Genomic DNA, 24,891 nt, shown 5'->3' with positions numbered 1-24,891 from the left:
GCATTATGTATTTCAGGTGCCGGAAGATCCGGACTACCGGCCCGGAGCCGGCCGGCCGGTGCCCGCAGACCGGCGCCACGGGCAGATCGCAGCGGAGGGAGGGGAGCCGATGGTACGGGCAGTCTATGAGTTCCGACCCGGAGCACTCGACCATATAGCCGGATCCCTCGGCATCACCGACGACCGTGAACTCGCAGCATCGCTGCGCGTCACCCCTGAAGAACTCCACGCACTGAGAAACGGCGCCCCTGTGGGACTGCCCATGGCCGTGCATGTCGCCTCCCTGATGGGAACACCCCGCGAACTGCACATCTGGACACGGCTCGTTTCCCGTGACACAGACTGACACCTACTGACTCAGTCAGACCGCGGAAAGGACACCTTATACCGTCATGCCAGACTTTGAAGATGCCGTAGACGACTTCTTCGGCGGCTCCGAGAGAGACAGGAGAATACGGAGAGAGAAGCAGTCGCTGGCCGCCCAGCAGCATATTCTCCGCTCCCAGAACCTGGCCAACGACCAGCTCGACCGGATTCTCCGGGAATCTCAGGACCATTCTGAGATCGCACGGGCACAGCTCGAGGCCCAGCAGAGAGAGACAGCGGAGAACCGGAACCTCCGCTACCAGCAGTGGCTGGACACCACCATCGGAAAGAAATACACGGCATGGGAGAAGGGATTTGCCGTCCCGTTTCTGACAGTGATCAGGGAGTACAGGGCGTCATTCAGATTAGCCTTCGTCGCAGATGCACGGTCCGTCAGACAGTTGGTGAGCGAGGCCGAAAGCCGGGTCTCTTCAGTTGAGAAACCACCGGCCGTCAGGCTCCGGGCACCGGCGAAAGCCGTCACGGTCCTCGTTACGGCAGCGGTGGTTGTGCAGCTTTTCGGGGTCGGCTTCTTCACCGGGATCTTCGGACTGGTACTCGGAGTGACCGCGGCAGTGCTCATATGGAAAGCTCTCGACAGGGCAGCGGAGCGCGCAGCCGGGGAAAGAACCCGGAAAGCCTTTCCGGACGGCACCCCTCCGGGCATCGGAGACTGCGACCTGTACCGGTCCTACACCTACTATTTCGCGCCCATGACTGCGGACGGAGCCCGACGGGCCGGGTACTCCCGCGAAGACTTTGCCACCGACCTCGGCCTCGGACGGGTGGACACCAGTCACCTTGCCGACCGGCACTTCGCCGCCGACGAAGAAGCGGTCGAGTCAGTGGTCACGACGTTCATGGCAGAGGTACCCGTCCGGTTGCCGATGGATCTTCCGACCGTGGGACTGCCGCAACCTCTCAATGACGGACTCCCACCGGAGAGGTCGGCGACCCGTCGCGTCACCGACCGGTACCGGCAGTCCTACCTGGGGACGCTTCCTCCCCGCTGAACCTCCACCGACCCCGATGTCACCACCGGACGGCTGCCGCTGCGCACCGGGGCCGGAGCGCCCGCACCCGCCCTCCTTCTGTCCGGCAGCCTCAGGACCGGACAGTGTCCGCGTCCCCGCCCCGGGCGTCCTGCCTGCCCTGTCCGTCCTCCCAGTTGTCGAAGGTCCGGTCAAGTGAGGCATCCCCCCTGCGGAACCTCATCGACCACAGCATCCCGGTCGCCGCAGTGAGCACGGCAGAACCGATGACGTGCAGGGGGACCGTCCACCTGGGCACATTCATGTTGTACTGGATGATCCCCACAGCCGCCTGCAGGACTATGCCCAGAATGAGCCAGCCTGCCACCCTCAGAATCCTGCGGTCAGCCCGGACAGCGAAAAGACCAGCCAGCAGCCCGACAGTCACACCCAGGTAAAGGTACATCCCGTGGGCGTGAAGGTTCGCCATCTCGATCAGCGGTATCTGCAGTCGGTCGGACTGCCGGATAGCGTCGTCACCGGCGTGGGGGCCGGAACTGGTCGTCATCGTCCCGGTGACCAGAACCACCGCCAGACTGGCCGCAGAGATCCAGGTGGCCCACCGCAGGGCCGCCGGCATACCGGCGTGCTTCACCGCGTCATCAGGCTCGCGGACCTTCACCACCAGCACGGCCGCGAAGAAAGTCAGCAGCATCGACGGCAGGAAGTGCGCCATGACCATCCACCACGCCAGATCCATGTGGACGGTGACGCCACCGATGACCGCCTGGGCTATGATCCCCAGACCCTGCAGAAAGGCAATGTCCAGCAGTGAACTGCGGCGGGCCGCACGCAGGACCGCCAGGAACGCCAGCAACGCGGCAAGGGACACGACGAAAGTGAGCATCCGGTTGCCGAACTCGATGGCCTGGTGGATCGCCGGCGCCGCCCCCGACTCCGGGACCAGGGAACCCGGCTGGCACTCCGGCCACGTCGGACAGCCCAGGCCGGAGCCTGTGACCCTCACCAGAGATCCGGTGAAGGTGATGCCCCCCTGGCAGAACATGAGGATGACAGCGTAGAGCCACTGCCGTTGCACCGTGGGCACAGGCAGACGGCGGCACAGGCGGGCCACGGCCGCGTAGAGGCGGAGAGTCAGGCCCGTCCCTTTTAAACAATCCGATGGGTATAAGAGACAAAGACCAGCCAACAGCCCCACAGTCACACCCAGGTGAAAGGAAAATCCGGGGGCGCGAAGGGTCGCCCACTCGGTCCGGGGGAACCGCCGGCGGGCGGAACGCCCGGTACGGTCGTTACCCGCCGTGGGGGCCGCGCGACGTCCGCCGGCGGTACTGCCGGCACCGCCGCCTCCGGAACAGTGCTGCTGAGTTTCTCGGGCGTCTCCGGCGTCGTGGTCACGGTCGCCGAGTCTAGTCGGCGTCCATCGTGAAAGAGAACCAGCGCAGCGCAGCGAGGGTGCCCCCCACACCCCACACCACAAGGACGAGCAGTGCACCACCGTCGAAACCGCCGGCAGCCGCCTCCAGCAGACCGTGGGTCAGCGCCACGGAGGGGAGCACGTCCAGTGCGACGGTCAACGGAACGGGAAGCGCGGGGTCGAGGACAGTCACCACGGCAGCAGCCATGAGAAGGAACCAGACGGTGTTGCCGAGGGCGAGGACCAGGTCGGAACTGAGCGTTCCGCCGAGCAGCAGTCCGAGTGCGGTGAATGCGGCCGCTCCGACAATGAGGAACGCCGCCGCCGGCAGTGCTCCGGCGAAGTCGGGCCTCCACCCCAGCACCAGCGCCACCGCTGTCAGGACAACCAGCTGGGTCACGACGGCGGCCAGGACCGCTGCGATCCTGCCGGCGATGAGGATCCGCGTGGGCACACCCGAGGCGCCGATGCGTTTGAGTGCCCCGTACCTCCGGTCGAACGCCACCGATATGGACTGTCCGGTGAACCCCGCGCCCATCAGTGCCACCGCGAGGGTCATGGGGTAGACCGAGTCCACCGGGTCGTCGAGTCCGGTGAGCGGCAGCAGACTGAAGATCACGAGCATTCCCAGGGGAATCACGAGGGACACGAGCTGCTGTTCCCCGTGACGGAGGAACAGCAGAGTCTCGATCTTCGCCTGGGACTTCAGCATCTGGACCGCGGGTGCACGCGAGGGACCGGGACGGAACGTCCCCGGTGCGAAGCGGCCCGGGGTGTGCCCTGAGGTGCTCATGAGCGGATCTCCCGTCCGGTGATGTCGAGGAACACACTTTCGAGACTGCGCTGTTCCACGGTCAGTGAGGTGATGAGGACGCCCTGGTCGCCGACAGCGGAGGCGATGCCGGCCACCAGGGCCGGAGTGACGGCAGAGGTCCCACCGGCCCCGTGGGACACAGGGGAGACCGTAGACGGGTGCGACGCCGGCGAAACCGGGGTCACCGTGAAACGGTCCGGGCGGACCGCGGTGACCGTGACGCCGGGCAGCCGGTCGCGGAGGGCGTCCAGATCAGGAGTTCCCGAACACTTCACCGTGACCACCGGGTCAGCCGACCCGGTGAGCTCGGAGACCGTCCCCTGGGCGACGACCGCCCCGTGGTCGATGATCACGACCCGGTCCGCAAGCGCCTCCGCCTCGTCCATGAGATGGGTGGTCAGAACAACCGACACACCGTCCCTGCTCAGGGCTGAGATGAGCTCCCACACCGCGAGCCTGGACTGGGCGTCCAGACCTGCCGTCGGTTCGTCGAGGAAGACCAGCTCCGGACGGCCCACAAGGGCGAGTGCCAGCGAGAGCCGCTGCTGCTGTCCGCCGGACAGCCGCCGGTAGTTCGATTTCTCGTGGCCTGACAACCCCACGATCTCCAGCAGCCAGTCCGGGTCGAGAGGATCAGCGGAGTAGGACGCCGCGAGCCTGAGCATCTCACCGACCCTGATGCCCGGGTAGGCGCCTCCACCCTGAAGCATGATCCCGATACGGCCCCGGAGACGGTCCGCATCGGTGGCCGGGTCCGTCCCCAGAACCCGGACAGTGCCCCTGTCCGGGGTGATGAACCCCTCGCACATCTCGACGGTCGTGGTCTTTCCTGCCCCGTTGGGGCCGAGGAGTGCCAGAACCTCGGCCCTGCCGAGGTCGAGGTCCAGGCCGTCCACCGCGGTCACGGGACCGAATTTCTTCACGACCCCCGCCATGTGCAGGACCGGTTCCGGGGAAGGGCCCGGTTGCCGGTCGGCGGGTCGGGCGGCTGAACTCGTCGCTGAATTCGTCACGACGCTCCAGTGTAGTCGGCGCCGTCGGCAGCATCGTTGGCGGCGGCGGCAGCGTTGTTCGCGTCGTTGTTCGGTCCACTGCCGGGAACCGTCCCGGACACCGCCCCGGTGACCGTTCCGTGCGCCGTACCGGAACCTGATTCTGCGGCCCGGATCCGACGGTAGGCGAGAACCCCGACCCCGAGGAGCACGAGGAAGAAGAACACGAACATGAGATAGATCAGGGACACCGTCGACGGCGGGAGGTTCAGACCCCGGGGAAGGATGAAGAAACTCAGGGCCGAGGAGATCACGGCCACGATGACCCGGAAGCCCGCCCGGTCTGCCCAGGCCGCCAGCGGCATGACAGCCCAGAGCAGGTACCAGGGGTGGACCACGGGGAAGAACAGTACGAGAAAGAATGTCGCCACTCCCAGGCCGCCGACGGGGTGCACCGCCCCGCGGAACGAAGCCCACAGCATCCTGACCACCCAGAACCCTCCGACCGCAAGGCCGGCCAGCCGCATGACCGTCAGGGCAGTGTCCGTGTGGTCGCCGAGACCGAGCGCACTTCCCACTGAACTGCTGAGCAGGCCGATGTCGGTGGTCAGGGACATCCAGCTGACGACGTCGGCAGCACCTCCCTGGACCAGCAGCCAGCCGGTCCCGAGACCTGACCCGTAGGAGAAGGCGGCGACGACGGCCACCGCTCCGAGCAGGTAGACGCAGGCCACGGCGACCAGGTCGCGGAATCTTCCGCCGAGGTAGCGGGCGACGGCGACCCCCGCGAAACCCAGGGCAAGAAAGGCGGTGACCTTGACCATGCCGGCGCAACAGATGAGCACCAGACCCGCCGCACCGACCAGGACCCGGTACCGGTTCCGGTGTCCGGCGCTCCGGTCGGTCGCGGTGAGGGACAGTTCCAGACCGGCGAGCATCAGCCCCATCATCAGTGCCTCGTTGTGGAGTCCGCCGATGAGATGGAGGGGAACGAGCGGATTGAGCGCACCGAGCCAGAGGGTCGCCTGAGGCCTCACCCCGCAGCGACGGGCCAGTCTGACCATCGCCCACGCGGCCAGTGCGAGCCCGGCGACGGCGATCACCCGGTGGAGCAGGACCGCGGGTCCCACGGCGTCCCCGACCGCCCGGTAGATCAGTGACGCCAGGCCCACCGCCACCGGCCCGTACGGGGCGGGGGAGTGCGCCCACACCAGCGGGACCGACCTGGCCAGCGGGTCGTCGACCCCCAGCAGGTCCGCCGGCCCGGCGGAGTAGGGGTCGAGGCCACGCGCGGCGACCGACCCCTGGGCGAGATAGGAGTAGATGTCCTGGGTGAACAGCGGGGCAGTCGCCAGCAGTGGCAGTGACCAGGCAAGGACCGTACGCCAGAGGGTCCGCAGGGGCACCGTCGGGGCCGCGGCGCCGTCTCTGTCACGGGCCGGCAGACAGTACCTCCACATCATCAGCCATCCGAGCACCAGGAACCCGGTGCCGACGAAGACGGTGACGGTCGTCGAGTGGAGCAGCAGTGAGAGAAACCCCACGACAGGCAGGGACCAGAGACTGTTGTCGACGACCGGTACTGCGCCGGCACCGAGACCGCCGACCGCGACAAGGACCGCCCCGAAGGTTCCGGACAGCTGTGCCGCCCTGAACCTGGTGCGGTCGCGGGCGGGGAAGACGGTCCGGGTTCCGACGGTCTCCGGGGAGGGGCGGTGCAGGAGCGCGCTGCGTGAGCCTGCGGTCCCGAGGTCCGGGAACAGGGAACGGAGACCGGACATTCCGGGGGACGGTTGAGCTTCACGGCGGGGCACACGGGCATTCTAGCCGGGGGGTGGGACGCCCCGGCCGCGCTCGGGCGCGTTGCGTAATTCACCTCCGCGGAGCACCTGGAAAATTGCAGGTCAGCCTACCCTTATTAGACAACGGGAAGGAATTACGCCACACTCGTGTTGTCTAATCATGGAGGCCCCGGTGGACGCCGGGGCCTGCGCAACCAGGCACAGCACAAGGAGGTGGGCAGGATGAGCGAGGGAGACACCCGTAGGGCGGTACTCACCCAGATCCTGCGTAACGGACCGGTCAGTGCCACGGACATCAGCGACGCACTCGGCCTGAGTGCCGCGGGGGTACGGCGTCATCTCGACAACATCGTCGCCGAGGGACTAGCCGAAACCGTCGAGGCACCCCGGGCCACCGCCGCCGGCACCAGAGGCCGGGGCAGGCCAGCACGCCTGTTCCGCCTCACCGACGCCGGTCGTGGCCAGTTCGGACATGATTACGACAGTCTGGCACTGCTGGCCCTCAGGGCGCTGCGGGAGACGGGCGGGGACGCCGCAGTCGAACGTTTCGCCGACCAGCGGATGGAGGAGCTGTTCAGCGGGGTCCGTCCGGACCGGGACGGCTCTGTCGACGAAAAGGCCCGCCAGATCGCGGGGGCACTGACCTCCCGCGGGTACGCCGCGACCGTCGACCACGCCTGCGGCGGCGTCCAGATCTGCCGCCACCACTGTCCCGTCCAGGAGGTCGCGCACGAGTTCCCCGAACTCTGCACGGCGGAACACCGGGTAGTCGCGGAACTGCTCGGCCGACACATCCAGCCGCTGGCGACCATCGCCGACGGCAACGGCATCTGCACCACCCACATTCCGCTGACCACCATTCACCCTTCCCCCACGAAGGAGAGCTGACATGACCCAAGCAGCATCCACCCCACCGGACGCCGTCGAAGAGGCGCGGCTGGCCAAGGACCAGGAGAAACTGCGTCAGGACGACGCAATCATCGACTCCATCGGAGCCTACGAGTACGGATGGCATGACTCGGACGCCGCGGGCGAGTCCGCCCGACGCGGCCTGTCCGAGGACGTCGTCCGGATGATCTCCGCGAAGAAGAACGAACCCGAGTGGATGCTCGAGCGTCGCCTCAAGGCACTCGACACCTTCGGCCGCAAGCCCATGCCCACCTGGGGCGCCGACCTCAGCGACATCGACTTCGACGAGTTCAAGTACTTCGTCCGGTCGACGGAGAAGCAGGCCACGTCCTGGGAGGAACTGCCCGAGGACATCCGCAACACCTACGACAAGCTCGGAATCCCGGAGGCGGAGAAGCAGCGTCTCGTCGCCGGTGTCGCCGCCCAGTACGAGTCCGAGGTCGTCTACCACCAGATCCGCGAGGACCTGGAGAAGCAGGGTGTGATCTTCCTCGACACGGACACGGCACTGCGTGAGCATCCCGACCTGTTCAGGGAGTACTTCGGTACCGTCGTCCCGGCCGGCGACAACAAGTTCGCGGCACTCAACACGGCAGTGTGGTCGGGCGGATCCTTCGTCTACGTCCCCAAGGGCGTCCACGTGGAGATCCCGCTGCAGGCCTACTTCCGGATCAACACCGAGAACATGGGTCAGTTCGAGCGCACCCTGATCATCGTCGACGAGGGTGCCTTCGTCCACTACGTGGAAGGGTGCACCGCACCGATCTACCAGTCGGACTCGCTCCACTCCGCGATCGTCGAGATCATCGTGAAGAAGGGCGGCCGGTGCCGGTACACCACCATCCAGAACTGGTCGACCAACGTCTACAACCTCGTCACCCAGCGTTGCCGTGCCGAAGAGGGCGCGACGATGGAATGGGTCGACGGCAACATCGGCTCCAAGATCACCATGAAGTACCCGGCGGTGTGGATGACAGGGCCGCACGCCAAGGGCCAGGTGCTCTCCATCGGCTTCGCCGGTGAGGGACAGACCCAGGACACCGGCGGGAAGATGGTGCACATGGCCCCGTACACCTCGAGCAACATCGTCTCGAAGTCGGTGGCGCGCAACGGTGGTCGTGCCGCCTACCGTGGCCTGATCCAGATCAACAAGGACGCCCACCACTCCACCGCGAACGTGGAGTGTGACGCCCTCCTGGTCGACTCGATCTCCCGGTCCGACACCTACCCCTACAACGACATCCGTAACGATCACGTCACCCTGGGGCACGAGGCGACGGTGTCGCAGGTCTCCGAGGACCAGCTGTTCTACCTGATGAGCAGGGGACTGGAGCAGGACGAGGCCATGGCGATGATCGTCCGCGGCTTCGTCGAGCCGGTGGCCAAGGAGCTGCCGATGGAGTACGCACTCGAACTCAACCGCCTGATCGAACTGCAGATGGAAGGATCGGTGGGCTAGGACAATGACGACATTGACGACCAAGACGACCACCCCGGCTTCACTCACCCCCGCCAACCGGACACCCACCAAGGGCGACCGGTTCCAGTCAACGGACCCCGAGGACTTCCCGGTCCCCTACGGCAGGGACGAGGACTGGCGTTTCACACCGCTGCGGCGCCTCCGCGGGCTGCAGAACGACACCGCCGCCCCCGCCGTCCGCGCCAGAGTGACGGTCGACACCGCAGGACAGTCCGGCGTCACCGCCACAGAACTGCCCATGGACGATGAACGGGTGGGACGGGCGGGCCTGCCTGTCGACCGGCCCGCAGCCGAAGCCTGGTCCCACTGCACCGTCGCCGACTACATCCGGGTCGATCCGGAGACCGTCCTCACCGAGCCGGTGACGGTCACGGTCACCGGCTCGGGTGACGAGGTCACCTCGTACGGCACCACCGTGGTCGACCTCGGCAACTTCGCGGAGGCTGTCGTTGTCATCCGTTACGACGGTGCCGGCGTCCACTCCGACAACCTCGAGTTCGTCCTCGGCGACGGCGCCCGCCTGACCGTGGTCGTGTGGGAGGACTGGGACCGCAGCGCCGTGCACCTGTCGAATTCCCACATCCTCATCGGACGCGACGCCACCATCCGCCACACCAGCGCAGTGTTCGGGGGCGACGTCGTCCGCTCTCTGCCCCACGTCCGTTACGAAGGTCCCGGCGGGGACGCCGAGATGCTCGGTGTCTACTTCGCCGACGCCGGCCAGTACTTCGAGCAGCGCCTCCTCGTCGACCACAGTCAGCCGAACTGCCGCTCCAACGTGCTCTACAAGGGGGCACTCCAGGGTGAGGAAGGCCGCCACGGCACCGAGGCACGGACCGTGTGGATCGGTGACTGCCTCATCCGTCCCGAAGCCACAGGCACAGACACCTACGAGACGAACAAGAACCTGGTTCTCACCGGAGGCGCCCGCGCCGACGCGATCCCCAACCTGGAGATCCAGACCGGCGAGATCGTCGGTGCCGGCCACGCCGCAACGGTCGGACGCTTCGACAACGAGCACATGTTCTACCTGATGTCCCGGGGCATCCCCGACGAGGTGGCCCGCCGTCTCATCATCCGCGGATTCTTCTCCGACGTCATCCGGCGTGTCCCGGTCGAGCAGGTCCGCGACAACCTCGAGGATGTCGTCGAGCGCGAACTCGCCGACACCGTCCTGTGACCACCGCGTCCCACCGGACGCACCCGACCTCTCCGCCCCGAAGAGCACCACAACAGCAGAAGAAAGCAGCACACTTGCGATGAGCACCCTTGAGATCAAGAACCTCCACGCCCAGGTCGTCCCCCAGGAGGAGGGCGAGGAGCCCAAGCCGATCCTCCACGGCGTCAACCTGACCATCAACTCCGGCGAAACCCACGCCATCATGGGTCCGAACGGCTCAGGCAAGTCGACCCTGTCCTACGCCATCGCCGGACACCCCCGCTACGAGATCACCGAGGGTGAGGTGCTCCTCGACGGGGAGAACCTCGTGAACATGGACGTGTCCGAGCGTGCCCGCGCCGGGCTGTTTCTCGCCATGCAGTACCCGGTGGAGGTGCCGGGGGTGTCCATGGCCAACTTCCTGCGGTCGGCCGCGACCGCGGTGCGTGGTGAGGCGCCGAAGCTGCGCTCGTGGGTCAAGGAGGCCAGGACTGCGATGGAGGAGCTGGACATCGACCCGAGCTTCTCCGAGCGTTCCGTCAACGAGGGGTTCTCGGGAGGTGAGAAGAAGCGTCACGAGATCCTGCAGCTCGGTCTGCTCAAGCCGAAGTTCGCCATCCTCGACGAGACGGACTCCGGTCTGGACGTCGACGCCCTGAGGATCGTCTCCGAGGGCATCAACCGGTACAAGGAGCGCGAGAACGGCGGACTGCTGCTCATCACCCACTACCAGCGGATCCTCAACTACGTCCACCCGGACTTCGTGCACGTCTTCGCCCGCGGCCGGATCGTCGAGTCCGGTGGTGCCGACCTCGCGAAGGAGCTCGAGGCGCACGGGTACGAGAAGTACACGGCCAAGGCATAGGTGCCGGCACAGGTAAAGCCACCGGTACGGCACAAGTAGAACGCGTAAAGAGGCATCACACACATGACCACACTGGACACCACCGCCGTCCGCGCGGATTTTCCGGTCCTGTCGCGGACGGTACGCGACGGTCGACCCCTCGTCTACCTGGACTCCGGGGCGACATCGCAACGGCCGCTGCAGGTCCTCGACGCCGAGCGCGACTTCCTGCTGAACCACAACGCTCCGGTTCACCGCGGCGCCTACCAGCTGGCGGAGGAGGCGACGGACGCCTACGAGTCCGCCCGGGACAGGATCGCCCGCTTCGTCGGGGCCGAGGACGCCGAAATCGCGTTCACCAAGAATGCCACCGAAGCTCTCAACGAGGTCGCGTTCATTCTCGGCGACCCCCGCAGCGGCAGGTACGCCGTGAAAGAGGGTGACGAGATCGTCATCTCCGAGGTCGAACACCACGCCAACCTGGTGCCCTGGCAGGAGCTGGCGATCCGTACCGGTGCGACCCTGCGCTGGTACAGCGCCACCCCCGACGGCCGCATAGACCTGGACAGCCTCGAGCTGACCGACCGGACCAGGGTTGTCGCACTGACACACCAGTCGAATGTCACCGGTGCACAGCTCGACGTCGCCGAGGCGGTCCGCCGTGCCCACGAGGTCGGTGCACTGTTCGTCCTGGACGCCTGCCAGTCGGTTCCCCACATGCCCGTGAACTTCCACACCCTCGACGTGGACTTCGCCGCATTCTCGGGGCACAAGATGCTCGGCCCCAACGGTGTCGGCGTCCTCTACGGCCGGAAGAGCCTCATGGAGGTGCTCCCGCCCTTCCTCACCGGAGGGTCGATGATCGAGCTGGTGACGATGGAGAAGACGACGTTCACCGAACCTCCCCAACGCTTCGAGGCCGGAACCCAGATGACCTCCCAGGTCGTCGGGCTGGGCGCCGCAGTGGACTACCTGGAGAGAATCGGGATGGACGCCGTGGCCGCCCACGAGCATGACCTGACCGCCTACGCGCTCGGGCAGCTCGGTGAGATCGAGGGACTGCGTATCGTGGGACCTGCCACGGCGGAGAACCGTGGCTCGGCGGTGAGCTTCGTCGTCGACGGTATCCACCCCCACGATCTGGGTCAGGTTCTCGACGACCTCGGGGTGTGCATCCGCGTCGGTCACCACTGCGCCTGGCCCGTGCACAGGTGCCTCGGAGTGCAGGCGAGTGCGAGGGCCAGTTTCTACCTGTACAACACCCGCGACGAGGTGGATGCGCTGGCTGCCGGCGTCCGTCACGCCCAGGATTTCTTCGGCACCCGGTAGCACCAGTACAGAAAGTGAGGTCCGCCCGTGAAACTCGAGCAGATGTACCAGGAGGTCATCCTGGACCACTACAAGAACCCGCAGCATGCGGGCCTGCGCACCCCCTTTGACGCCGAGGTCCACCACATCAACACCTCCTGCGGTGACGAGGTCACCCTCCGGGTGCGTCTGAGCGGGGACCGGTCGACGGTGGAGGACATCTCCTACGACGCCCAGGGCTGCTCGATCAGCCAGGCCTCCACCTCGGTCATGGCGGAGGAGCTTATCGGCCAGCCGGTCGAGTCGGCCTTCGCCAAGCTCGGCGAGTTCGAGAAGATGGTGACCAGCAGGGGAGAGCTCGAGGGGGATGAGGACCTCATCGGTGACGGCATAGCCTTCGCCGGGGTGTCCCGCTATCCGGCCCGGGTGAAGTGTGCACTCCTCGGATGGAAGGCCTTCGAGGCCGCGGTCCTGGATGCCGGAGTGTCCCAGTCTTCCCACGACCGGCCGGACGACCGCCCCGCTGACAGTCCGGCCCCTGACGTCGCACACCGGGAAGACCCGCTCCCGGACAATGCCCGCCCCACTGAAAGGACCGCACAGTGAACGAGGACGCCAACACCACCGGCACGACCGCCCAGACAGGCGCCGGCGAGCCCTCCGCACCTCAGATGGACCCGAACCCGCTCAACGACGTCCCCCGGCCCCCCGCCGAACCGACTCCGGAGGAGGTGGAGCTGGCCGGGCAGGTCGAGGAGTGTCTCCTCGACGTCATCGACCCGGAGCTCGGCATCAACGTCGTCGACCTCGGACTGGTCTACGACATCTGGATCGAAGACGGCAACGTGGCTGTGGTGAACATGACGCTCACCTCCCCGGCGTGCCCCCTGACCGACATGCTGGAGGACCAGTCCCAGTCTGCGGTCGTGGGAACCCTCGACCGGATCGCCGAGCTGCGCATCAACTGGGTATGGTCACCGGCGTGGGGGCCGCACATGATCAATGAGGAAGGCCGCGAACAGCTGCGCTACCTGGGTTTCAGCGTGTAGCGCAGAGCCTGCGGCAGGGGGCGGAGGAAAGGCAGGCAGTCCCGCGGTCGGCAACCCAGGGCCACCATGGCGGCGGCGACCGCGCCCGCACCCTGGCCGGTGAGGTACCCCCGCTGCAGCGACGGCGGAAGACTGAAGAAGGCGTCGAAGAACCTGCGCAGCGTCGGCCCGTCCGCCCGGACGATGAGTTCCGCTCCGAGCAGCCGTAGCCGGTGTGCGAGGGACGCCGAGAGCATCCTGCCCACAGGTGCACCCTCGACGATACTGTCGAGGACCAGGTCGGCGGCGGCGGCCGACGCCGCCACGGAGTAGCCGGTTGCAGGGTGGGTGAGACCGCCCGCCGCGCCGAAGGTGACCGTGCCCCTGTCATCCGGCCCCAGGTACCACGGGCGCCTGCGGCGGTCGGTCGGAAAGTGCACGGTCTCTGTGCCGGTGGCCTGTGCCGCGGCGTCTCCGAGGCGTGACAGGAGACGCACCCGCAGCTCCGGCAGCAGGGTCCGTGAGGGCGTCCGGGTGGCCAGGACGGTCTCCTGCGCCAGCACCGACGTTCCGGTGTCCTGGACGTAGAGGAAACTGGGGTCCGTGCCCGTGTGAGGGGAAGAATTCCCTGTGCCCTGCTTCCCCGGTCGTGTCTCCGGTTGACCTGCCTGGTCTGCCGGACCCGATGCCGCTGTCCCGGACGTACCGGAACATGCTGCCGGGGAAGGCCGCCAGTCCATGAACTCGCCGACAGTCAGGCCTGCACGGGCCGCGGCGTCCTCCGGAAGGAAAAGGCCGTAGGCCACCTGCCGGACCGCTCCGGGCCTGTCGACCACACCCCGGCAGTCGATGACGGCGTCGACTCCCAGTGCCGCCGCAGACATGTCAGTGACCCTGGTCCGGTGCAGGCGCACACCGGGGGAGAGCCGGTCCCTCGCAGCCGCGACATCGACAATGCCGTAGGGACCGTGGTGCAGCCGGTGCAGATGCGGAGTGTGCGCGGTCACCTGTTCAGTGACGGTCGAGAAGGGGACACTTTCCCGCAGGGCCGCGGGAAGTGCCCTCACCGGGAAGCCGTAAGTGTGACGCCACCCGGGTAGTGCGACGGTACCGTCGTCGATCACGCACGCGGGGTCGTAACCGTCGACGGTCCATCCCCGGGCGACCGCACGGTGGGCGACGAGGGCTCCGGCGGGCCCCAGGCCCACGACTGCGACATGCACGGATGTCATTCTACCCCCGAAAGCATGATGTAGGTGGCAGAATACAAAAATCACACGCTATCGTATGAACAGCCTAAACATTTTGCCTCAGTGGACAACAGACCCTACAAACGGCGGTCTTACCCACCCCCACCCACTGTGTCTGAGCTGACAGGAATATCACAGACTGTAGCCAGAAACTGATATACGATATATATTCTTGACTGTCCACATGGACTCCCCTCACGGGTGATCCGGCAGGACTGCTCCGGAGGGGGTCGGAAACACAGATACTCCGGAGCGACCGGAAGTGCGGGGCGGGTCGCCCGCGGGACTACTCCGTTGCAGTCTCTCTCTCCTCGGGGGGAGGTAGAGAGCGCGGCGCCCGCCCCCACGACCGACAGATGCCGCATACCGGTCTGACAGCAGTGGCATGATAGGCTGGACCGTTGTGATTGTTACCCAGGATCTTGAGGTGCGGGTGGGGGCCCGCACCCTGCTCAACGCACCGGGACAGCTGCTCCGCGTGCAGCCCGGCGACCGTATCGGACTTGTCGGGCGTAACGGCGCCGGCAAGACCACCACCATGCGGATCCTCTCCGGAGAGACCGAACCCTACGGTGGAAAGGTCGTACGGTCCGGGGAAATCGGCTACCTTCCCCAGGATTCGAAGGAAGGTGACATCGAACAGTCCGCCAGGGACCGGATCCTCTCCGCCCGTGGTCTCGACCAGATCCGCTCAGCCATGGACCGCCAGCAGGAACTCATGGAGTCAGGCTCTGACGCCCAGCGTGACGCCGCTATCGGCAAGTACAGCCGCCTCGAAGAAAGGTACAGCGCACTGGGTGGCTACGAGGCCGACTCGGAGGCCGCCCGGATCTGTGACGGACTGGGACTGCCCCAACGCATCCTGGACCAGCCGCTCAAGACGCTCTCCGGTGGCCAGCGTCGACGTGTGGAACTCGCCCAGATTCTCTTCGCAGCGACAGCCGGTTCAGGGAGGTCACAGACCACACTGCTTCTCGACGAGCCCACCAACCACCTCGACGCCGACTCGATCCACTGGCTCCGCGGCTTCCTCCAGAAGCACGAGGGCGGTCTCGTGATGATCTCGCACGATGTCGACCTGCTCAATGATGTCGTCAACAAGGTGTGGTTCCTCGACGCCGTCCGTGGTGAAGCCGACGTCTACAACATGACCTGGAAAAAATACCTGGACGCCCGGGCCACCGACGAGGCACGCCGGCGCAGGGAGAAGGTCAACGCGGAGAAGAAGGCCTCGGCCCTGCGTCAGCAGGCGGCGAAACTCGGCGCCAAGGCCACGAAGGCCGCGGCGGCGAAGCAGATGCTGGCCCGTGCGGACAGGATGATCGACAGCCTCGACGAGGTCCGTCAGGAGGACAGGTACGCCCACATCTCCTTCCCGGAGCCGGCACCATGCGGCAAGACCCCGCTGTTCGCCAAGGGGCTGACGAAGATGTACGGATCTCTCGAGGTCTTCGCCGGAGTCGACCTCGCCATTGACCGGGGGTCCCGCGTTGTGGTCCTCGGTTTCAACGGTGCGGGCAAGACCACCCTGCTCAAACTTCTCGCCGGGGTCGAGCGGACGGACGGGGAGGGTGGACTGGTCACCGGGCACGGCCTGAAGATCGGCTACTTCGCCCAGGAGCATGACACCATCGACCCTGCTGCGACAGTGTGGGAGAACGCGGTGAACGCCTGCCCGGATTCCGCCGAACAGGACCTGAGGGGCCTTCTCGGTGCGTTCATGTTCTCCGGTGAGCAGCTGGACCAGCCCGCCGGGACACTCTCAGGCGGTGAGCAGACCCGTCTGGCCCTGGCGACCCTGGTGAGCTCCCGGGCGAACGTACTGCTCCTCGACGAGCCGACGAACAACCTCGACCCCCAGTCGAGGGAACAGGTGCTCGACGCCCTGCGCACCTACACCGGGGCGGTCGTTCTGGTCACCCACGATCCCGGAGCCGTGCGTGCCCTGGAACCTGAACGCGTCATCGTACTGCCGGACGGGGACGAGGATCTCTGGTCCGACGCCTACATGGACATCGTGGAACTGGCCTGACCCGCCGGCCTCTGGAGCACCGCACCACGGCCCCAGATCAACCAGGCGAGTGACCCTATGAAGGGGAACGCGAAGACCACCACCGCCCACAGGACTTTCCCCCCGGTGGTCAGGGCGTCAGCCCTGACAATGCTCACGAGCGCTGAGATGACCAGGACAAGGAGAGCAAGTGCCAGGACGCCGAGGAGCACGGCGAGTGCCGTGCCCCAACCCGGGGTGAGCGCGCCGTCCGCATCGGTGACTGCCGCAACAACGGTGACCATGTACCACTTCTTTCGTCGGAGGGGTGTTTCTTCCGGCGACCATTGTCCAACTGTCGGGCGGCAGGGTCGTCAGCCCCGGGTATGACTTTCCGACGCCCGCAGGATCAGTTCCGGAAACCGTGGACGGGGGCGGGGATGAATCCGCCCCGGCCGATGAATCCCGAGTTGTCCACGGTATGCACCGGCATGACCGGTGCGTGACCGAGCAGTCCGCCGAAGTCCACGTCGTCTCCGACGGAGCAGCCGATCGCCGGGATCACCCTCACTGCCGTGGTCTTGTGGTTCATCATGCCGATGGCCGCCTCGTCGGCGATCATCCCGGAGATCACGGACGCCGGGGTGTCACCGGGAACGGCGATCATGTCGAGGCCCACCGAACAGATCGCGGTCATCGCCTCGAGTTTGTCCACGGTGAGGTTGCCGGCACGGACCGCGTCGATCATCCCGGCGTCCTCGCTGACGGGGATGAAGGAACCGGAAAGCCCTCCGACACGGGAGCAGGCCATCATCCCGCCTTTCTTCACCGCGTCGTTGAGCAGTGCCAGGGCCGCGGTGGTTCCGTGGGTTCCGACCTGTTCCAGGCCCATGTGCTCGAGGATGTGCGCTACGGAATCCCCCATCTCGGCGGTGGGCGCCAGTGACAGGTCCACTATCCCGAACGGAATACCGAGGCGTTCGGCGGCCATCGTCCCGACCAGTTGGCCGGTGCGGGTGATCTTGAAGGCCGCCTTCTTGATCTCCTCGGCGATCTCGTTGAGGGTGGCGTCCCCGCCCATGGCTGCCACCGCCCGGTCGACGACTCCCGGACCTGACACGCCCACGTTGATGACGCAGTCGGGTTCCTCGACACCGTGGAATGCACCGGCCATGAACGGGTTGTCGCCGACCGCGTTGCAGAAGACGACCAGCTTGGCTGCGGCAATGGAACCGCGGTCGGCGGTGGCTTCGGCGCAGCCGCGGACGATCCTGCCCATCTCCCGGACCGCGTTCATGTTGATGCCTGCCCGGGACGATCCGATGTTGACCGAGGAACAGACGACGGAGGTCTCGCTCAGTGCTTCGGGAATGGACCGGATCAGCCGGCGGTCACTGTCGGTCCCCCCCTTGTCGACGAGCGCGGAGTAGCCGCCGATGAAGTCGACACCGATCTCCGCGGCCGCCCGGTCCAGGGCCCGGGCGATGTCCACCGGGTCACATCCCGGGACGGCGGACGCCACGAGTGAGACCGGAGTCACGGAAACCCTCTTGTTGGCGATCGGTATACCCAGTTCACGTTCGATTCCGCGGGCGACGGGGACGAGGTCACGGGCTCGTTCGGTCACAGTGTCGTAGACGGCGCGGCAGGTGGCCTCCGAGGTCGCGCGGACACAGGGCAGGAGGTTGACACCCATGGTCACGGTACGGATGTCCAGGCGGTACCGCTGGATCATCTCGATGGTCTCGAGTACCGAGGAGGACGGGAGGAATGACGGTGATGTCGCTGACATGGTGGCCCCTAGATGTGGTGCATCGCGTCGAAGATTGCCTGGGACTGGACCGTGATGACGAGCTTCTGGTCGTTCTCGACCTGCGCCATGCGTTCGTCGAGTGAGGTCACGTCCAGCTCCTCGGGCAGCTCCACGTGGAGGATCATGGTGAACCATTCGTCCATGATGGTCTGTGAGACGTTGAGGATGTTGATACCCAGGTCAGCGCAGGCGGTGGCGACAGCGGCGATGATTCCGGTGTGGTCCCGTCCGGTGACGGTCATGATCGCGATCATTCCCGCTATGGTAGTGCCCCCGGAACTGACAGCACCCTCCGGCCCGCGGTAGCGGGGGAGGGTGCGTGTGTCGACCTCTGTCACTGTCTGTCGGCGTCCACCAGGGCGGTGTCGGTGACGGTCACGGTGTCGTCGAAGTCTCCGACGGCGTCCGGGGAGCGCAGGGACTGCTCGACCAGGTCGAGCGCGGCCGGAAGATGGTCGCTGACCCGGTCGGAGTCCAGGTGGGACATCACTCCCTCCAGGGTCAGCTCCAGCAGCTGGATGGTTGTCTCCAGGTCGATGTCCTGACGGAGTCGACCGGATTCGCGCTGCTCCGTGAGACGGGCGGTGACCGCCTGCCTCAGGGCTTTCTGGTCGGCTTCCCAGCTGGTGCGCAGCAGGGCGTCCGACCGGATCCTCCGGGTGATCTCCACCCTCAGACTCCACCAGTCGGCCAGGTCGGGTTCTTCGAGGATGTACCGGATCAGTCCGATCATGCCCCTGGAGGACGCCAGCTCGGTCATACGGAGCATGTCACGGTGCGCCACGGCCCGGAACAGGGTCTCCTTGTTCCGGAAATGGTGGAAGATCGCGCCGCGGGACTTCCCCGTGGCCTTCTCCAGCCGGGACACTGTGGCACCGTCATACCCGTAGGCGATGAAGCACAGGCGCGCGGCGCCGAGAATGTCGGCCCGCCGCTCAGAGAGGTCGCTCTCGCTGACCTTCGGCATGCGTCATGTCCCCTTCCGGGAGAGGAGAGCCCGTCAGGCGTTCTTCATCATGTGACGGAGAACGTAGGGGAGAATGCCGCCGTTGCGGTAGTAGTCGGCCTCACCGGGGGTGTCGATCCTGGTGACGGCGTCGAACTCGATGACGGTCCCGTCTTCCTTGGTCGCGGTGACCTTGATGGTCTCCGGGGTGACCCCTTCGTTGAGCTTCTCGATGCCCTCGATGTCGAAGGTCTCGGTACCGTCGAGGCCCAGGGACTTCCAGGATTCGCCGGCGGGGAACTGCAGCGGAACCACTCCCATACCGACGAGGTTGGAGCGGTGGATCCTCTCGAAGCTCTCCGCGATGACCGCCTTCACGCCGAGCAGCAGGGTGCCCTTCGCCGCCCAGTCACGGGAGGAGCCCGTTCCGTACTCCTTGCCGCCGAGCACGACGAGGGGAGTTCCCTGCGCCTTGTAGTTCTCGGCTGCGTCGAAGATGAAGGACTGGGGGCCGCCCTCCTGAGTGAAGTCACGGGTGTAGCCGCCGGAGACACCGTCGAGCAGCTGATTCTGCAGTCGGATGTTCGCGAAGGTTCCGCGGACCATCACCTCGTGGTTGCCACGCCGCGAGCCCAGGGAGTTGTAGTCCTTGCGCTGCACACCCTTGGAGTCGAGGTACTGCGCGGCGGGGGTGCCGGGCTTGATGGACGAGGCGGGGGAGATGTGGTCGGTGGTGACCGAGTCTCCGAGGAGGCAGAGCACCCTGGCGTGGTGGATGTCGGACACCGGGTCCGGGGTGGGCTGCATACCGTCGAAGTAGGGCGCACGACGGATGTAGGAGGAGGCGTCGTCCCAGGCGAAGGTCTTGCCCTCCGGCACGGGGAGGGAGCGCCAGCGCTCGTCGCCCTTGAAGACGTCCGCGTAGTCGGTGGTGTACAGCTCGCGGGTGATCGAGGAGTCGATGACCTTCTGGATCTCCTCGGTGGAGGGCCAGATGTCCCTGAGGAAGACGTCGTTGCCGTCCCGGTCCTGGCCGAGGGGCTGGGTCTCGAAGTCGAAGTCCATCGTGCCGGCGATCGCGTAGGCGATGACGAGGATGGGGGACGCCAGGTAGTTCATCTTCACGTCCGGGGAGATGCGTCCCTCGAAGTTACGGTTACCGGACAGCACAGCGGTCGCGGCGAGGTCGGCGTCGTTGATGCCCTTGGAGATCGGCTCCGGCAGCGGGCCGGAGTTGCCGATGCAGGTGGTGCAGCCGTAGCCGACGAGGTAGAAGCCGAGCTTCTCGAGGTCCTCCCACAGACCGGCCTTCTCGAAGTAGCCGGTGACGACCTGGGAGCCCGGGGCAATGGAGGTCTTCACCCAGGGTGCCGACTGCAGGCCCTTGGCGGCTGCCTTGCGGGCGAGCAGACCGGCGCCGACCATGACGGAAGGGTTCGAGGTGTTCGTGCAGGACGTGATGGAGGCGATGGCAACCATACCGTGGTCAAGGACCATGTCCTGACCGTCGTAGTTGACCTCGATCGGGTTCGACGGGCGACCCTCGTTGCCACGGGCCGCCGAGGGGATATTGCCCTTGGCGTCCGCGGGAGACGCGGGGTTGCCGGTGTGGGCACCGACGTTGCCGCCTTCTGCGACGAAGTCCTGCGCGTCCGTGGAGCCGGAGGTGCTGTCGGTGTAGTTGTGCAGGTCCTTGCGGAACTGGGCCTTGGAGTCCACCAGTTCGATGCGGTCCTGGGGGCGCTTCGGGCCGGCGATGGAGGGCACGACGGTGGACAGGTCGAGCTCGAGGTACTCGGAGAAGGTGGGCTCGAACTCCGGGTCCAGCCACATGCCCTGTTCCTTGGCGTAGGCCTCGACTCGTGCGAGGGTCTCTTCGTCACGTCCTGTCAGGCGCAGGTAGTTGACGGTCTCCTCGTCGATCGGGAAGATCGCCGCGGTGGAACCGAACTCGGGGGACATGTTGCCGATCGTGGCGCGGTTGGCCAACGGGAGTTCGGCGACACCCTTTCCGTAGAACTCGACGAACTTGCCGACAACGCCGTGCTGACGGAGCATGTCGGTGATGGTCAGCACCACGTCGGTGGCGGTGACGCCGACGGGGATCTCACCGCTGAGCTTGAAGCCGACGACGCGGGGGATGAGCATGGAGATCGGCTGGCCCAGCATCGCGGCCTCTGCCTCGATGCCGCCCACGCCCCAGCCCAGGATGCCGAGGCCGTTCTCCATGGTGGTGTGGGAGTCCGTACCCACGCAGGTGTCCGGGTAGGCCAGGCCGTCCTTGTCGAAGACACAGCGTGCCAGGTACTCGACGTTGACCTGGTGGACGATGCCGGTTCCCGGGGGGACGACACGGAAGTTCTCGAAGGCACCGGTGGCCCAGCGCAGCAGCTTGTAGCGCTCGGCATTGCGCTGGTACTCGATGTCGACATTCTTCTCGAGGGCGCTGGCGTCACCGAACGCCTCGATGATGACCGAGTGGTCGATGACCATCTCGGCAGGATTCAGCGGGTTGACGTCGTCAGCGTTGCCTCCCATGGCGACAACGGCGTCACGGATGGTGGCCAGGTCGACCACGCAGGCGACACCGGTGAAGTCCTGCATGATCACGCGGGCCGGGGTGAACTGGATCTCGATGCTGGGTTCCGCCGTGGGATCCCAGTTGGCGACGGCTTCGATGTGCTCTCTGGTGATGTTGGCGCCGTCTTCGTTGCGCAGGAGGTTCTCGCCGAGAACCTTCAGTGAGTAGGGGAGTTTCTCCATACCCGGGACTGCGCTGAGGCGGAAGATGTCGTACGTGCGGTCGCCAACCTCGAGAGTCCCCTTGGCGCCGAACGAGTTCTTGCTTTCAGTCACGTGAGTGCTCCTGAGTCTCTTCTCGTTATATGTCGTCGTTGTGACGTTCGTCTGACGTCTCACCTCGCGCACGACCGTGGACCTGGTCTGCGGCGCCGCCCATATCGGGGACTCCGGCGTGAGGCGTACCACTATTGTGCAACAGCGGTCCCTGATCCGTCGTATCCACCATAACAGTACGACTGTATTGCTACATAATTGCTGGTGGGAAGATGAAGAGGTGCGCTGGTCGGGGGGACTGAGGACAGCAGCAGAACTTCGACCTGTCGGAGATCCAGGTCACATTCGGTGGTCATCCCGCCACAGCAGGCACCAGCCTGCTGCGCTGCCGAGTTCCGTCCGCACCCGTCTGTCCCCGTCAGCATCCCTCTGACACCGCCACCGGGACCACTGCATCCCACACCGATTCCAGATCGATGAAAGTACAGCCCACACACTTGACGTCTGTTGATTCTCCCGAATCTCCGAACCTCGGACTTACAACGCATTGCATCTTCCCCCCCTTCCCACACCTGCTTGCACCTGCTTGCACCCGTCCGAATCCCGACCCCGGGCCACCCGGGCCACCCCGGAACCGGGGGCAGCTCACCAGCTACTCACCAAGTTGTCAATGACAGAACCTTGACGCTGTTAAACGACCTCTGGAAGGTTTAAGTAAAGTCTTCGGGCCTGTCGCAAGCCGACACGCCGCCAGGACATTGATAGTGATACACATCACACTGGGGGACGTGGCCGCAGCTCACGGGCCGTATGGGGCCCCTGTTACTCATGGTTTCAGATGTGGTTGATGTGGTTGAGGTTCCCTCCGTGGGTGGTGTGACCTACGGTGCTCCTGTCGCCGATTGGTCACGAATCGTTATCAAAGCGGCCCGGGTCAGGAACCCAGGTCACGAAAGATGACACAGTCCCGGTCGGCGCGGGTGGTCCGCAGCCTCGGGCCCCGACCCCTCCCGCGGGGAAGCGGGAGGAACGGGAGCCGCCGCCGCGTGCGACCCGGTAAACCCACACCCGCACACCCGCACGAGGAGATCATCACCGTGGCACTTCGACTGACATCCCGTGGCCGTGCCCACGGGGCTTCCCTGAGGGGATCAGGTGCCCTGCTGGCTGTCGCAGTCACGGCAGGCCTGACCTCCCAGGTCACTCCGGCCGTGGCCCAGGATTCCACCGGATCCGGGTCCGAGGACTATCTCGCAGGACTCGTCGGCAGTGTCTCTGACACCCAGGAACAGATCACTTCCCTGGAGACCGAACTCGGCGGCCTCAGGGAGTCGGTCAACAAGTCCCGCGTGGACTTCGACCGCAGCACCCGCGAAGCCGTGGACGCCCAGGACGCGGTGACCCAGGCGCGCTCCCGTCTCGGAGGCAGCCAGGAGGAACTGGAGACCGCACAGTCCGGGCTCGACGAGATCGCCCGAGCCGCGTACACGAGAGGCGGTGACGCCTCACCGGTTCCCCTGGCATCCGGCAGCTCCGCCGATGACGCTGTCGACCGCGCCACCTTCATCCGCCTGGCGCAGGAGAAGCAGCAGGCTGAGATCGACCGACTCGATCTGGCCCGCACCCAGGCCGCCAACGAGGACGCCAGGCTCAGAGAGGCCCGCAACACCGCCGACGCCACGGTCGCCGCCGCCCAGGAGGCACGCAACCGGGCCCAGGAACAGATGGAGCAGGTCGCCCGCCAGCTCAGTGAGAAGGCGGAGGCCCACAGGAAACTGCTGGAGGCCGCAGAAGAGGCACGCGAGCGTCTCGCCGCCGCCCGCGCAGCCGTGGACAGGATCGTCGCCCGCGACCCCGGTGCCTCGTCATTCGACAAACGCAGAGCGGCAGAGGCCGCCGCCGACAGCGTCGCTGTCCCGGATTCGTCCGGCAGCGCCGGTGACGACGGGCTGAAGGACGCGAAGGTCTCGACGACCACGTCCGCACCGACCTCCGCGACCACGTCCGCACCGACCTCGACGACAGAGGCCACGACAGAGGAGTCCTCACCCTCCACCACCCCCGCCGCCGAGTCCACGACCACCGGAGAACCTGTCGAGACCTCTGCTCCGACCGGATCCACGGACGGGTCCACGGACACCTCCTTTGAAGACAGTGAAGAGGGTGACACTCGACGGCAGGCCGCCATTGACGGTCTGGTGGACGCCGCGGGGGCTGCCCTGGTGTCCGGCGTCGACGCCGCCTCTTCGGGCCGTAACCCGGTCAGCGCAGCAGGGAACGCCGCACGCGACTCCGCCTCCCGGTCCTACGCGGCGTTGACCGGAGGACAGGGCGGTTCCGGTGAAGGGGAAGACACCGGAACCGGGGACGTCACCACACCCGACGACAGTACCGGGGACGAGACCGACAGCTCCGGCACCGACGACGGTTCCATCCCTGACGACACGACCGACGACGGTACCGGCACCGATGACGCCGTGGTTCCGGGCGGCGGAACCAACCAGGGAGACAGCTCCTCCCCGGACACCTCCGGAACGACCGCGGAGCAGATCGAACAGGTCATCGCCCGTGGTATGACCCAGCTGGGCGTCACCTACGCCTGGGGCGGAGGAAACTGGTACGGACCGACCCTCGGTATCCGCGACGGTGGTGTCGCCGACTCCTACGGCGACTACAACAAAGTCGGCTTCGACTGCTCCGGCCTGATGATGTACGCCTTCTACGCGGTGGGAATCCAGCTGGAGCACTACTCCGGCTACCAGTACACCTCGGGAACACAGGTCCCCGTCGACCAGGCGAAACGGGGCGACATGCTCTTCTGGGGTCCCGGCGGATCCAGCCACGTGGCGCTCTACCTCGGAGACGGCAAGATGCTCGAGGCACCGCAGTCCGGTTCCGTGGTCCAGGTCTCGGATGTGCGGTGGAGCGGCATCGAGCCCTACGCCACCAGGATGATCGAGTAGCCCCCTGCGGCCCCGCACTCCC

The 24,891-nt window shown here is 66.2% G+C and carries 20 protein-coding genes and 1 pseudogene; 11 read left to right on the top strand and 10 right to left on the bottom strand.

Going from position 1 to position 24,891, the window contains the following annotated elements; all coding sequences use genetic code 11:
- The first annotated feature begins 16 nt into the window (after nucleotides 1-16).
- Nucleotides 17-346, top strand: a complete 330-nt coding sequence (locus BN3906_RS09795; protein ID WP_066587755.1) for a hypothetical protein — start codon at nucleotides 17-19, stop codon at nucleotides 344-346.
- A gap of 46 nt (nucleotides 347-392) precedes the next feature.
- Nucleotides 393-1,379 (top strand): hypothetical protein, encoded by a 987-nt coding sequence (locus BN3906_RS09790; protein ID WP_066587752.1) that lies wholly within the window; start codon nucleotides 393-395, stop codon nucleotides 1,377-1,379.
- A 91-nt stretch (nucleotides 1,380-1,470) separates the two neighbouring features.
- On the opposite strand, the gene BN3906_RS09785 is transcribed toward BN3906_RS09790, so the two are convergent.
- The 4 genes from BN3906_RS09785 to mptB form a co-directional block, all read right to left on the bottom strand.
- Nucleotides 1,471-2,496, bottom strand: a complete 1,026-nt coding sequence (locus tag BN3906_RS09785) for a COX15/CtaA family protein (RefSeq protein ID WP_261797032.1) — start codon at nucleotides 2,494-2,496, stop codon at nucleotides 1,471-1,473.
- Nucleotides 2,497-2,767: 271 nt separating this feature from the next.
- Entirely contained in the window at nucleotides 2,768-3,568 is an 801-nt protein-coding gene (locus BN3906_RS09780) for an ABC transporter permease (protein WP_066587749.1), read from the bottom strand.
- The gene (locus BN3906_RS09775; protein WP_066587747.1) at nucleotides 3,565-4,524 is read right to left on the bottom strand and encodes an ABC transporter ATP-binding protein; all 960 of its coding nucleotides are present in this window, start codon (nucleotides 4,522-4,524) and stop codon (nucleotides 3,565-3,567) included. Before BN3906_RS09775 ends, BN3906_RS09780 begins: the two co-directional genes overlap by 4 nt.
- A 74-nt stretch (nucleotides 4,525-4,598) precedes the next feature.
- Nucleotides 4,599-6,362, bottom strand: a complete 1,764-nt coding sequence (gene mptB / locus BN3906_RS09770; RefSeq protein WP_187119927.1) for a polyprenol phosphomannose-dependent alpha 1,6 mannosyltransferase MptB — start codon at nucleotides 6,360-6,362, stop codon at nucleotides 4,599-4,601.
- A gap of 243 nt (nucleotides 6,363-6,605) precedes the next feature.
- Here mptB and BN3906_RS09765 point away from each other — a divergent pair, with 243 nt between their 5' ends.
- From BN3906_RS09765 to BN3906_RS09735, 7 genes and pseudogenes are all read left to right on the top strand, one after another.
- Nucleotides 6,606-7,271 (top strand): helix-turn-helix transcriptional regulator, encoded by a 666-nt coding sequence (locus BN3906_RS09765; protein ID WP_066587741.1) that lies wholly within the window; start codon nucleotides 6,606-6,608, stop codon nucleotides 7,269-7,271.
- Nucleotide 7,272: 1 nt separating this feature from the next.
- Nucleotides 7,273-8,751, top strand: a complete 1,479-nt coding sequence (gene sufB, locus BN3906_RS09760; RefSeq protein WP_315969044.1) for a Fe-S cluster assembly protein SufB — start codon at nucleotides 7,273-7,275, stop codon at nucleotides 8,749-8,751.
- A gap of 4 nt (nucleotides 8,752-8,755) precedes the next feature.
- A complete protein-coding gene (sufD, locus tag BN3906_RS09755) occupies nucleotides 8,756-9,952 on the top strand; it encodes a Fe-S cluster assembly protein SufD (RefSeq protein WP_066587738.1) in 1,197 nt (398 codons plus the stop codon).
- A gap of 79 nt (nucleotides 9,953-10,031) precedes the next feature.
- Nucleotides 10,032-10,796: a Fe-S cluster assembly ATPase SufC gene (sufC, locus tag BN3906_RS09750; protein ID WP_066587736.1), complete on the top strand. Its 765-nt coding sequence runs from the start codon at nucleotides 10,032-10,034 to the stop codon at nucleotides 10,794-10,796.
- 63 nt (nucleotides 10,797-10,859) lie between these two features.
- Entirely contained in the window at nucleotides 10,860-12,104 is a 1,245-nt protein-coding gene (locus BN3906_RS09745) for a cysteine desulfurase (RefSeq protein WP_066587734.1), read from the top strand.
- A 27-nt stretch (nucleotides 12,105-12,131) separates the two neighbouring features.
- A pseudogene (sufU, locus tag BN3906_RS09740) lies at nucleotides 12,132-12,572 on the top strand (Fe-S cluster assembly sulfur transfer protein SufU); the annotation flags it as partial.
- Nucleotides 12,573-12,754: 182 nt separating this feature from the next.
- On the top strand, nucleotides 12,755-13,132 hold the full coding sequence (locus tag BN3906_RS09735; RefSeq protein WP_066589720.1) for a metal-sulfur cluster assembly factor: 378 nt from the start codon (nucleotides 12,755-12,757) through the stop codon (nucleotides 13,130-13,132).
- Here the strand turns inward: BN3906_RS09735 and BN3906_RS09730 are convergent.
- The gene (locus tag BN3906_RS09730; protein WP_261796951.1) at nucleotides 13,111-14,343 is read right to left on the bottom strand and encodes a lycopene cyclase family protein; all 1,233 of its coding nucleotides are present in this window, start codon (nucleotides 14,341-14,343) and stop codon (nucleotides 13,111-13,113) included. The genes BN3906_RS09735 and BN3906_RS09730 overlap by 22 nt on opposite strands.
- A 421-nt stretch (nucleotides 14,344-14,764) precedes the next feature.
- Here BN3906_RS09730 and BN3906_RS09725 point away from each other — a divergent pair, with 421 nt between their 5' ends.
- Nucleotides 14,765-16,393 (top strand): ABC-F family ATP-binding cassette domain-containing protein, encoded by a 1,629-nt coding sequence (locus BN3906_RS09725; protein ID WP_066589716.1) that lies wholly within the window; start codon nucleotides 14,765-14,767, stop codon nucleotides 16,391-16,393.
- Here the strand turns inward: BN3906_RS09725 and BN3906_RS09720 are convergent.
- The 5 genes from BN3906_RS09720 to BN3906_RS09700 all read right to left on the bottom strand — a co-directional run bounded on the left by BN3906_RS09720 (nucleotide 16,366) and on the right by BN3906_RS09700 (nucleotide 21,966).
- Entirely contained in the window at nucleotides 16,366-16,656 is a 291-nt protein-coding gene (locus BN3906_RS09720; protein WP_078057346.1) for a PLD nuclease N-terminal domain-containing protein, read from the bottom strand. The genes BN3906_RS09725 and BN3906_RS09720 overlap by 28 nt on opposite strands.
- A gap of 104 nt (nucleotides 16,657-16,760) precedes the next feature.
- Nucleotides 16,761-18,143 carry a PFL family protein gene (locus BN3906_RS09715; protein WP_066587730.1) on the bottom strand — a complete coding sequence of 461 codons (1,383 nt, stop codon included), beginning with the start codon at nucleotides 18,141-18,143 and terminating at the stop codon, nucleotides 16,761-16,763.
- 8 nt (nucleotides 18,144-18,151) lie between these two features.
- Entirely contained in the window at nucleotides 18,152-18,418 is a 267-nt protein-coding gene (locus tag BN3906_RS09710; RefSeq protein WP_066589710.1) for an ACT domain-containing protein, read from the bottom strand.
- A gap of 80 nt (nucleotides 18,419-18,498) precedes the next feature.
- Entirely contained in the window at nucleotides 18,499-19,131 is a 633-nt protein-coding gene (locus tag BN3906_RS09705) for a TetR/AcrR family transcriptional regulator (protein ID WP_066587728.1), read from the bottom strand.
- Between the two features lie 33 nt (nucleotides 19,132-19,164).
- Nucleotides 19,165-21,966, bottom strand: coding sequence for an aconitate hydratase (locus BN3906_RS09700; RefSeq protein WP_066587726.1), 2,802 nt, complete (start codon nucleotides 21,964-21,966; stop codon nucleotides 19,165-19,167).
- Between the two features lie 1,037 nt (nucleotides 21,967-23,003).
- On the opposite strand from BN3906_RS09700, the gene BN3906_RS09695 reads away from it, so the two are divergent.
- Nucleotides 23,004-24,869 carry a DIP1281 family NlpC/P60 protein gene (locus BN3906_RS09695; protein ID WP_315969043.1) on the top strand — a complete coding sequence of 622 codons (1,866 nt, stop codon included), beginning with the start codon at nucleotides 23,004-23,006 and terminating at the stop codon, nucleotides 24,867-24,869.
- Nucleotides 24,870-24,891: the final 22 nt, after the last annotated feature.

Source organism: Corynebacterium provencense (assembly GCA_900049755.1).
Lineage (GTDB): Bacteria > Actinomycetota > Actinomycetes > Mycobacteriales > Mycobacteriaceae > Corynebacterium > Corynebacterium neomassiliense.
The sequence above is the reverse complement of the archived record's forward strand: the minus strand, read 5'-3'. Positions and strand labels throughout refer to the sequence as shown.

What these genes read in the sequence shown, in the direction of transcription:
- BN3906_RS09790 (WP_066587752.1), top strand. Translation starts at nt 393, where the DNA reads ATGCCAGACTTTGAAGATGCCGTAGACGACTTCTTCGGCGGCTCCGAG.
- BN3906_RS09780 (WP_066587749.1), bottom strand. Translation starts at nt 3,568, where the DNA reads ATGAGCACCTCAGGGCACACCCCGGGCCGCTTCGCACCGGGGACGTTC.
- BN3906_RS09775 (WP_066587747.1), bottom strand. Translation starts at nt 4,524, where the DNA reads ATGGCGGGGGTCGTGAAGAAATTCGGTCCCGTGACCGCGGTGGACGGC.
- mptB (WP_187119927.1), bottom strand. Translation starts at nt 6,362, where the DNA reads ATGTCCGGTCTCCGTTCCCTGTTCCCGGACCTCGGGACCGCAGGCTCA.
- BN3906_RS09765 (WP_066587741.1), top strand. Translation starts at nt 6,606, where the DNA reads ATGAGCGAGGGAGACACCCGTAGGGCGGTACTCACCCAGATCCTGCGT.
- sufB (WP_315969044.1), top strand. Translation starts at nt 7,273, where the DNA reads ATGACCCAAGCAGCATCCACCCCACCGGACGCCGTCGAAGAGGCGCGG.
- sufD (WP_066587738.1), top strand. Translation starts at nt 8,756, where the DNA reads ATGACGACATTGACGACCAAGACGACCACCCCGGCTTCACTCACCCCC.
- sufC (WP_066587736.1), top strand. Translation starts at nt 10,032, where the DNA reads ATGAGCACCCTTGAGATCAAGAACCTCCACGCCCAGGTCGTCCCCCAG.
- BN3906_RS09745 (WP_066587734.1), top strand. Translation starts at nt 10,860, where the DNA reads ATGACCACACTGGACACCACCGCCGTCCGCGCGGATTTTCCGGTCCTG.
- BN3906_RS09735 (WP_066589720.1), top strand. Translation starts at nt 12,755, where the DNA reads ATGGACCCGAACCCGCTCAACGACGTCCCCCGGCCCCCCGCCGAACCG.
- BN3906_RS09730 (WP_261796951.1), bottom strand. Translation starts at nt 14,343, where the DNA reads ATGACATCCGTGCATGTCGCAGTCGTGGGCCTGGGGCCCGCCGGAGCC.
- BN3906_RS09720 (WP_078057346.1), bottom strand. Translation starts at nt 16,656, where the DNA reads ATGGTCACCGTTGTTGCGGCAGTCACCGATGCGGACGGCGCGCTCACC.
- BN3906_RS09715 (WP_066587730.1), bottom strand. Translation starts at nt 18,143, where the DNA reads ATGTCAGCGACATCACCGTCATTCCTCCCGTCCTCCTCGGTACTCGAG.
- BN3906_RS09710 (WP_066589710.1), bottom strand. Translation starts at nt 18,418, where the DNA reads ATGATCGCGATCATGACCGTCACCGGACGGGACCACACCGGAATCATC.
- BN3906_RS09705 (WP_066587728.1), bottom strand. Translation starts at nt 19,131, where the DNA reads ATGCCGAAGGTCAGCGAGAGCGACCTCTCTGAGCGGCGGGCCGACATT.